General features: G+C 68.6%; 6 protein-coding genes and 1 pseudogene. All 7 read right to left on the minus strand.

Going from position 1 to position 8,890, the window contains the following annotated elements:
* Window positions 1-46: 46 nt before the first annotated feature.
* The 7 genes and pseudogenes from AB0C15_RS07960 to mmsA all read right to left on the minus strand — a co-directional run bounded on the left by AB0C15_RS07960 (window position 47) and on the right by mmsA (window position 7,963).
* Window positions 47-1,135: a crosslink repair DNA glycosylase YcaQ family protein gene (locus AB0C15_RS07960; protein ID WP_357349860.1), complete on the minus strand. Its 1,089-nt coding sequence runs from the start codon at window positions 1,133-1,135 to the stop codon at window positions 47-49.
* A 70-nt stretch (window positions 1,136-1,205) separates the two neighbouring features.
* On the minus strand, window positions 1,206-2,033 hold the full coding sequence (locus AB0C15_RS07965) for an ABC transporter permease (RefSeq protein WP_357349862.1): 828 nt from the start codon (window positions 2,031-2,033) through the stop codon (window positions 1,206-1,208).
* Window positions 2,030-2,557 (minus strand): annotated as a pseudogene (locus tag AB0C15_RS07970) (DUF4162 domain-containing protein); the annotation flags it as partial. The gene AB0C15_RS07965 and the pseudogene AB0C15_RS07970, both read right to left, overlap by 4 nt.
* A 42-nt stretch (window positions 2,558-2,599) precedes the next feature.
* Window positions 2,600-3,847: an ROK family transcriptional regulator gene (locus AB0C15_RS07975; protein WP_357349864.1), complete on the minus strand. Its 1,248-nt coding sequence runs from the start codon at window positions 3,845-3,847 to the stop codon at window positions 2,600-2,602.
* A gap of 112 nt (window positions 3,848-3,959) precedes the next feature.
* The gene (locus AB0C15_RS07980) at window positions 3,960-5,063 is read right to left on the minus strand and encodes a sugar-binding protein (protein ID WP_354884181.1); all 1,104 of its coding nucleotides are present in this window, start codon (window positions 5,061-5,063) and stop codon (window positions 3,960-3,962) included.
* 57 nt (window positions 5,064-5,120) lie between these two features.
* A complete protein-coding gene (gene mmsB / locus AB0C15_RS07985) occupies window positions 5,121-6,419 on the minus strand; it encodes a multiple monosaccharide ABC transporter permease (protein ID WP_357349867.1) in 1,299 nt (432 codons plus the stop codon).
* Window positions 6,416-7,963 carry a multiple monosaccharide ABC transporter ATP-binding protein gene (gene mmsA / locus AB0C15_RS07990; protein ID WP_357349869.1) on the minus strand — a complete coding sequence of 516 codons (1,548 nt, stop codon included), beginning with the start codon at window positions 7,961-7,963 and terminating at the stop codon, window positions 6,416-6,418. Before mmsA ends, mmsB begins: the two co-directional genes overlap by 4 nt.
* Between the last annotated feature and the right edge of the window lie 927 nt (window positions 7,964-8,890).

Below are 8,890 nucleotides of genomic sequence, written 5' to 3' on the forward strand. Positions count from 1 at the left end.
TGACGACGGGTGTTCGTCGGGGGGCGAGGGCCTCGGCGATCACCCGTCAGGGCAGCCCCTCGACGGTCAGCGACAGCCAGGACGCCAGGTCACGCAGCTCCTCGTGCACGGCCCGGGTCACCTCCGGGGTGAAGGCGACATCCTCGTGGATGGCGTGCACGGTGAACGTGCCCCGCCGACGCTCGGCTGTCGCGTCCACCTTTCCGACGAGCCGATCGCCGTGCAGGATCGGCAGCGCGAAGTAACCCCACCGTCGACCCGCCCTGGGCTTGTACATCTCCAGCACGTACTCGTACTCGAAGAGGTCCGCGAGGCGGACCCGGTCGTGCACCAGCCGGTCGAAGGGCGACAACAACGCGGTACGCCCGCTGAAGGGTTGCCCGAGCGCGGCGGGGTCCACCCGCCACTGCCCGGCGACGCCCTCGACGACCGCCGGCTCACCGACGTCACCGACCTCGGCCGGCTCGCCCGGCACGACCACCGTCTTCTCCCGAGCGATGCCGAGCGCACTCAGCCGTCGCTCGTTGCGAAGCCGATGTGCCTGCTCCAGCTCGACGACGGGCACCCCGGCCGGGTAGACCCGCTCGGCCACGTCCCAGAGTCGCTGTCGGCCCTGCCGGCCGGCGATCGCGACCTCGCCGCGCAGGACCAGGAACTCCAGCATCTGGGTGACGTTGCGATTGTTCGTCCAACCCGACGACGGCCAGGGCACGACGCTCGTGTCCGGAATATCGCGGGAGAGCAGCGGACCGGAACGGCCGAGCAGGTCGAGCACGTCCCGTCGGAACGGGTCGTTGGCGCGCAGCCACTCGCGGTGACGCTCGTGACCCGGCGATGCCGCCATCGCCGCGAGGAAGAGCCCCAGGTCGTCCATCGGTCGCACCATCGCGTGGTGCTCGAAGAGGACCCGGTCCCGTTCGAGGGCGTCGCGCAGGTGCTCGGGCTGGTACGACGAGCCGAGCCGGCTCCAGCAGACGAGGTCGGCACTTGGTGCGACGGCAGCGGTCGGGTCGATCTGCACCAGGGTGAGCTGGCGGATCAGGGTCAACAGGTCGGTCGGACGCGGAGCGGCCAGCAGTTGAGCCCGCACGGCGATCCGCCGCGCCTGAGCCCGATCGAGTTGGTGGACGACCACGCCGCCGAGCGTAGCGGCGACCACCGACACCGACCGGGCTCGGCGAGGCGGGCCCCGCGCCCGCTCGGGTTCAGTCGGTGAGCCGCCGGTACCGGGCGACCGAGAGCGGCAGGAAGATCGCGACCAGGACGAGCGGCCAGATCACCGCCAGCCACGGGTAGTGCTGAGCCGCCCAGGAGTCGCCACCCCAACCGGGGTTGCCGAACAGTTCGCGGGTCGCGCCGACGGTCGCCGACAGCGGGTTCCACGCGGCCACCGCACCGAGCCAGGCGGGCATGGTGGACGGTGCGACGAAAGCGTTGGAGAGGAAGCCGAGCGGAAACTCCAGGGTCTGCACGGCCACGACGGCCGTCTGCCCACGGGTGACCAGACCGAGGAAGATGCCGACCCAGATCAGGGCGAAGCGCAGGAGCAGGACCAACCCCACCGCGGCCAGCGTGGCACCGACCCCACCGTGTGCCCGCCACCCGACTGCGAGACCTGTCAGCAGCAGGACCCCGAGAGTGGCCAACGCGAACAGCATGTCGGCCACTGCCCGGGCCACAAGCGGTGCCAGCGGCGAGACGGGCATCGCCCGGAGCCGGTCGGTCACCCCGCGTTCCAGGTCTTCGGCGACGGCGACAGTGGTGAGGCTGATACCGAAGACCATGGTCATCACGAACATGCCGGGCATCAGGAACTCCCGGTAGCTGCCACCGCCGGGCACCTGCAACGCACCACCGAACAGGTAGGCGAACATCAGCACGATCAGGATGTTGAAGCCGAGCGAGGCGATCAGCGGGCCAGGGTCGCGTCGCCATCGGGCCAGGCCGCGCCAGACCAGGGTGCTGCTGTCGGCCAGGAGGGCAGGCCGGCCCGGAGTCAGATCCACCGACGCCGGCATGCTCGCCGCGCTCATGCGGCCACCTCGGCGGTGGGTGCCCGGTGCCCGGTCAGGTGCAGGAACACGTCGTCCAGGGTTGGCCGCCGCAGCGCGACGTCCGCCACCTGGACGTCGACGGCGTCCAGCGCCCGCAGGACGTCGACGAGCGCACCAGCCTGGTGACCGACCCGGACGCTCACCATCCGCCGGTCCACGTCGACGGTTGGTTCGTCGTCGGCCGCCCGGCGTACCTCGGCGACGGCGGCGGCAAGGTCGCTCGGCGCCGCGACGACCAGCTCGATCCGGTCGCCGCCGAGTCGGGTCTTGAGGTCGTCCGGAGTTCCCTCGGCGATCACCCGGCCGGCCTCGACCACCGAGATCCGGTCGGCGAGCTGGTCGGCCTCATCCAGTTGCTGGGTGGTGAGCAGCACTGTGGTGCCGGCGCGTACCAACTCCCGGACCGACTCCCACACCTCGTTGCGGCCCCGCGGGTCCAGCCCGGTGGTGGGTTCGTCGAGGAAGAGGACCGCGGGGGCCAGGATCATGCCGGCCGCCAGGTCCGTCCCGGACCGGCGCAGGGTCGACAGTTGCCGCGGCAGCGACTATCCGGTCTGGCCCGCGACGCCGACGTTGAGCGGGTCTGCCAGGAGTTTGTCGAACGCCAACTCGGCGGCACCGACCAGGACGGCGTCGCGGCCGAGTTCCGCCGCGCGCAGGCGCAGGTGCTCGCGGGAGGCGGGCAGTGGCATCGTGTCCAGCCGGGCCCGCACCACGTCCGCGCCGGCGGTGAAGATGTCGCGCAGCGAGCCACCGAACACCACGGCGTCCGGGTTGACCACGTTGACCAGGTTCGCCACGCCGAAGCCCAGCCAGTCCGCCACCTGTTCGACCGCCGCGCGGGCCGTCGGGTCGCCGTCCTGCGCCAGGCGCAGCACCTCGGCCACCGCCGCGCGGTCGTTGGGGTCACGGCCCGCGTGCCGCAACAGCGCGGCCTCGGAGATCTCGGTCTCCCAGCAGCCGCGTGAACCGCAGCCGCAGGGCAGGCCGTTGGGGTTGACGACCATGTGGCCGACCTTGCCGCTGTGGCCCCGGTGGCCGATCACCAGTCGGCGGCCGACGATGATGCCGGCGCTGATGCCCAGGTCGCCGTGCAGGTAGATGACGTCGTCGATACCGACCGCGACGCCCCGGACATGCTCGGCCAGGCCGGCGATGTCGGCCAGGTCACCGGCCACGAAACCCGGGCCGGCGCCGAACTCCGCCTCCAGGGCGGCACCGAGCGTCTCGTCGACGCCGGCGATCCGGAGCCTGCCGTCCGGGTCCCGGGTGGTGTCGGCGACCGCGGCGGCACCGCCGACCAGCAGCGCGTCGCCGGCGACGGAGCGCTCCATGTCCCGAACCAGATCGGCGAGCGGCCCGACGGCCCTGCTCACCGACATGCCGCTGGGTCGGGGGATCTCCCGCAGATCGAGGATCTGACCGCCGAGACCGACCCGGGCGGCACGGAGCCGGTCCGCGTCGATGCTCAACGCGTGCGCGTAGACCCGCTCGGAGCGGGGACTGACCACGAGTGAGGGGCGGCCGGCGCGGCGGGTGGTGGCGGGTGCGTCCTCGGTGACCAGGCCGCTGGTGACCAGGTCGGCCGCGAGGGCACCGATGGTGCTTCGATTCAGGCCGAGCCGGCTGGTCAGCTCGGCCCGGGACGTCGGTCCGTGCAGGTGCACGTAGCGCAGGACAGCGCCGAGGTTCTGCCGCCGGATCTCCTCCTGGCTGGCGCCGGGAAGCGACGGCAGCGGGGATTCGGCGTTTCGGCCGACGCCGGCTGGCCTGGACCGTACTGGTGCCGCCACGGTCAGACCTCCTTCCGGGTCGGTGCCGGTTGGCGCGGGGGTGCCAAGACGACGATGGGTCCCGGAAGAAGAGACCCGGGACCCATCGGCGTTGCTACCTACCGTGCGGTGACTACTTGGTGAGCGGCGCGAGCTTCGGGTCGTTGGCGTACGCCTCAGCCGCGTTCGCCTTGGTGACGGCGACCGGCGGGAGCAGGAAGGTGTCGACGACCTTGCTGCCGTTGTTGTAGGACTTGGTGTCGTTCACCTGCGGGGCGTTACCGGCCTGGAGAGCCTTGACCATGTTGATGGTCTCCTTCACCAGGTTGCGGGTGTCCTTGTTGATCGTCATGTACTGCTCGCCCTTGACGATCGACTTGACGGACTCGACCTCGGAGTCCTGACCGGTGACGACCGGGGTCGGCTTGCCAGCGCCCTTGACCGAGGTCAGGATCGCGCGGGCCAGGGTGTCGTTCGGGGAGAGGACGCCGTCCAGCTCCTTGCTGCCGTAGGTCGAGGTCAGCAGCTGGTCCATGCGGGCCTGTGCACCCTCGGCCTTCCAACCCTGGATGGCGGTCTGCTTGACGTCCTTCTGACCCGAGGCGACGACGACGTTACCCTTGTCGATCTCCGGCTTGAGCACGTCCATCGCACCGTTGAAGAAGACACCGGCGTTGTTGTCGTCCGGCGAGCCGGAGAACAGCTCGATGTTGTACGGGCCGTTCGGCTTCTTGGCCTTCATGCCGTCCAGCAGGGCCTGGCCCTGGAGCTGGCCGACCTTGAAGTTGTCGAACGCGACGTAGTAGTCGAGGTCCGGCGTGTTGGTGATGAGGCGGTCGTACGCGATCACCTTCGCGCCGGCGGCGTGCGCCGCGGCGACCTGGGTCGACAGCTGCGCGGCGTCGGTCGCGCCGATGACGATGACCTTGGCGCCCTTGGTGGTCATGGCGGTGATCTGGGCCTGCTGGTCGGCGACCGTGGTCGACGCGCCGGCGTACTGCACGTCAGCCTGGAAACCGGCCTCCTTGAGGCCGTTGCTGAACAGGTCACCGGCGAGGACCCAGTTCTCCGAGGTCTTGGCCGGAAGGGCCACGCCGATCAGCGAGTTCGCGGCGAAGCCCTTGGCCTCGCCCTTCGAGCCCGCGTCGTCGCCGTCGCGGCCGGAGCCGCAGCCCGCGAGGGCCAGCATGGCGGCGGCGCTGACCGCGACCACCGACGTGCCAAAGAATTTACGCATGGTGAGGACTTGCCTTTCTTGAAGGTGAGACGGGTGGTGAGGAGAGTTCGGTGGCCGTCAGCCGGACACCGCTGCCTTGGCGGGCTCGCGCTCCGCGTCCGGCGGTGAGGCGGGTGGGGCGGAGTCATCGCGGCGGAACGGCCGCATCAGGCTCCCGATGACGGAGAAGCGCCCCTGGCTCTTGTTGTAGACGTCGATCGCGACCGCCAGCAGCAGGACCAGACCCTTGATGATCTGCACCCGGTCGGTGCCGACGCCCATCAGCTGCAGGCCGTTGTTGAGCACGGCCATGACCAGACCACCGACGATCGAGCCGCTGATGGTGCCGATACCGCCGGAGACGGCCGCGCCACCGATGAAGACCGCGGCGATGGCGTCCAACTCCCAGCCGTTGCCGTCTTGCGGGCCGGAGGCCGCCGAACGGGCCACGAAGATCATGCCGGCCAGCGCGGCCAGGACGGACATGTTCATCATGACGAAGAAGTTGACCCGCTTGAGCTTCACGCCGGACAGCTCGGCCGCCCGGGAGTTGCCGCCCACCGCGTAGATGTGCCGGCCACCGGCCGTGTTACGGGTGTAGAAGGAGTACGCGATCACGAGGAGCACCAGGATGATGCCGGAGATCGGGAAGCTGGTGCCGACGCGACCGCTGGCGAAGCGCAGCGCCGCGAAGGCGATCACCCCGACCATGACGGCCATCCGCAGGATCGAGATCCACATGGGCGCCGGGTCGGCGTCCATCGCCCGACGGGTCTTGCGGGCCTGGAGCTCCCGCCACACCACGGCCACCGCCGCGGCCAGGCCGAGCAGCAGCGTCGCGTTGTTGTAGCCGGTGTTCGGACCGAACTCGGGCAGGAAGCCGGAGCCGATCTCCCGGAAGCCCTCCGGCACCGGGATCGTGTTGGCGTTACCGATGAACTGGTTGCCACCACGGAACAGCAGCATGCCGGCCAGGGTCACGATGAACGCCGGTACCCCGATGTACGCCACCCAGAAGCCCTGCCAGGCGCCGATGATCGCGCCGATCGCGAGGCCGAACAGGATGGCGACGGGCCAGGGCAGCGACCACTCGGCCATCGACTTGGCCACCAGGATGCCCGCGAAGGCGGCGACCGAGCCGACCGAGAGGTCGATGTGCCCGGCCACGATCACCATGAGCATGCCGATGGCAAGGATCAGGATGTACGAGTTCTGCTGGAACAGTGCGATCAGGTTGTCCGATCGCAGCGTCAGGCCGTCCGTCAGGATCTGGAACAGGACGACGATCGCCACCAGGGTGAAGATCATGCCGAACTGACGGGCGTTGGAGGTCGTACCTCCGAACAGGTTCTTCTGAAGGTCCTTGATACGGCTCATCGGGTGGCCAACTTCTTCGTCGAGGTCATCTGCTTCATGAGGGTCTCCGGGTTCGCGTCCGCCCGGGCGATCTCGCCCGTGATGGCGCCCTCGAACACGGTGTAGATGCGGTCGCAGAGCCCGATCAGCTCAGGCAGCTCCGAGGAGATGACGACGACGCCCTTCCCCTGGTCGGCGAGCCGCTGGATGATGCCGTAGATCTCGTACTTGGCGCCCACGTCGATGCCGCGGGTCGGCTCGTCGAGGATCAGCAGGTCCGGGTCGGTGAACATCCACTTGGCCAGCACGACCTTCTGCTGGTTGCCACCGGAGAGCTTCGAGACGCCCTCGTCGACCGTGGGGGCCTTGGTCCGCAGCTCCTTGCGGTACGACTCGGCCGCCTGGTACTCCTCGACCTCGTTCAGCACGCCGTGGTGCGAGATCTTGGACAGCTTGGCGGCCACCGTCGACGTCTTGATGTCGTCGAGCAGGTTGAGGCCGATCGCCTTGCGGTCCTCGCTGACGTACGCGAGCCCGTTGTCGATGGCGTCCGCCACCGACTTCAGCACGATCTCCTTGCCGTCCTTGATGATCGTGCCCGACTCGTACACCCCGTAGGAGCGGCCGAAGACGCTCATCGCGAGTTCGGTGCGGCCCGCGCCCATCAGACCGGCGAAGCCGACGATCTCGCCGCGGCGCACCACGAAGCTCTCGTTCTTGCAGACCTGCCGCTCGGCGGAGATCGGGTGCCGGACGTTCCAGTCGCGCACCTCGAAGAAGACGTCGCCGATCTTCGGGGTGTGGTCCGGGAACCGGCTGCTCAGCTCGCGACCGACCATCCCCCGCACGATCCGGTCCTCGTCGACCCCGTCCGCCTTGACGTCGAGGGTCTCCACGGTCCGGCCGTCGCGCAGGATGGTGATCTGGTCGGCGATCGCCTCGATCTCGTTCAGCTTGTGCGAGATCATGATCGAGGTGATGCCGCGGGAGCGGAAGCCGCGCAGCAGGTCCAGCAGGTGCCGGGAGTCGGCCTCGTTCAGCGCGGCGGTCGGCTCGTCCAGGATGAGCAGCTTGACGTCCTTGGCGAACGCCTTGGCGATCTCCACCAACTGCTGCTTGCCGACGCCGATGTCCTTGACCAGGGTGTCCGGGTCTTCCTCCAGACCGACCCGGGCCATCAGGTCCAGCGCCATCCGGTTCGCGGCCTTCCAGTCGATCGAGCCCCGCTTGCGCGGTTCGTTGCCGAGGAAGATGTTCTCGGCGATCGACATTCCTGGAATGAGCGCGAGCTCCTGGTGGATGATCACGATGCCGGCGTTCTCGCTGGCCCGGATGTCGGAGAACTTGCTCTCCGACCCCTGGTAGACGATCTTGCCGTCGTAGCTGCCGTGTGGGTAGACCCCGCTGAGCACCTTCATCAGCGTGGACTTGCCCGCACCGTTCTCGCCGCAGATGGCATGGATCTCGCCGGCGCGAACCACCAGGTTGACGTCGGAGAGGGCCTTGACTCCGGGGAACTCCTTGGTGATGGAGCGCATCTCAAGGAGGATCGGCACGTCGCTCATAGCTCGTACCACCTCGCCAACGTCATCGGTTGCCTCCGGAAGGTTGAACCTTCACTTGGTTTTGTTGTTGACGGCAACGTATTGCGGCCGGAGGGTCATCCGCAAGGCGAGGACCTGTTGAAAAAGTAACAATCCGGCAATATAGACGTAGCACAGTATTCGCCCGTCACAGCCGCCTCGATGGCCCCTCCAGGCACCTTGGCCTGTCGGTGGCAACGTTGTCAAATGGAAGATTAGCCCTCGACCGGCTCCGGTCGCCGCCGAGAGCCCCGTCACCAGGCACGATCCGCCACCAGCCGGAGCGGGCGCGACGGTGGGCAGGCTCGCCACCATCGAGTGATCTTGATCCAACGCCGACGTCGGCACCTCCCCCACGAGGACACGACACCCCTCGGCCGACGGTGTGACCCACGCCTCTGCGCAGAAGTCGAATCGACGACGATCGTCTCGCCAGGCCCCCCACCAGCAGACGGACATGCACCTTAACGCCCATTAAGGGCGGATCGAGCCGTTCGGCGACCCCCCGGCCCCGGCACTGTGCACGAGTGCCGGTGCGGCACTCCCCCACGATCGCGCTCGCCCCGGCGCCTGAACGACGAGCGCCTGCCAGCCCCCCGCGCGTCAGTCAACGGCCTCTCCGCGGACCAGGGGCACTGCCTCGTCGACACGGGTCCGTCGATCAAGGAGTTGTGGTGGGCGACAAAGCGCCCGCAAGACAACAAAGCAGGCACCACAACACCTTGATCGACGGGTACGGGCGGCCCCTGCCCCGCGATCTTGCACTTTCTGCGTAGACACAAGGGGCATACCACTCCATCTCGACAATCGAAACTGCAAGACGCTTCTATGTCTGTGGTGATCGGTTCGGTCGGTTGCCGATAGGGTTCGGCGTCAATGATCATTTGGGTGACTCGTTGCCGATCCGGC

Origin of the sequence: Micromonospora sp. NPDC048835, assembly GCF_040649995.1 — a bacterium.
GTDB lineage: Bacteria > Actinomycetota > Actinomycetes > Mycobacteriales > Micromonosporaceae > Micromonospora.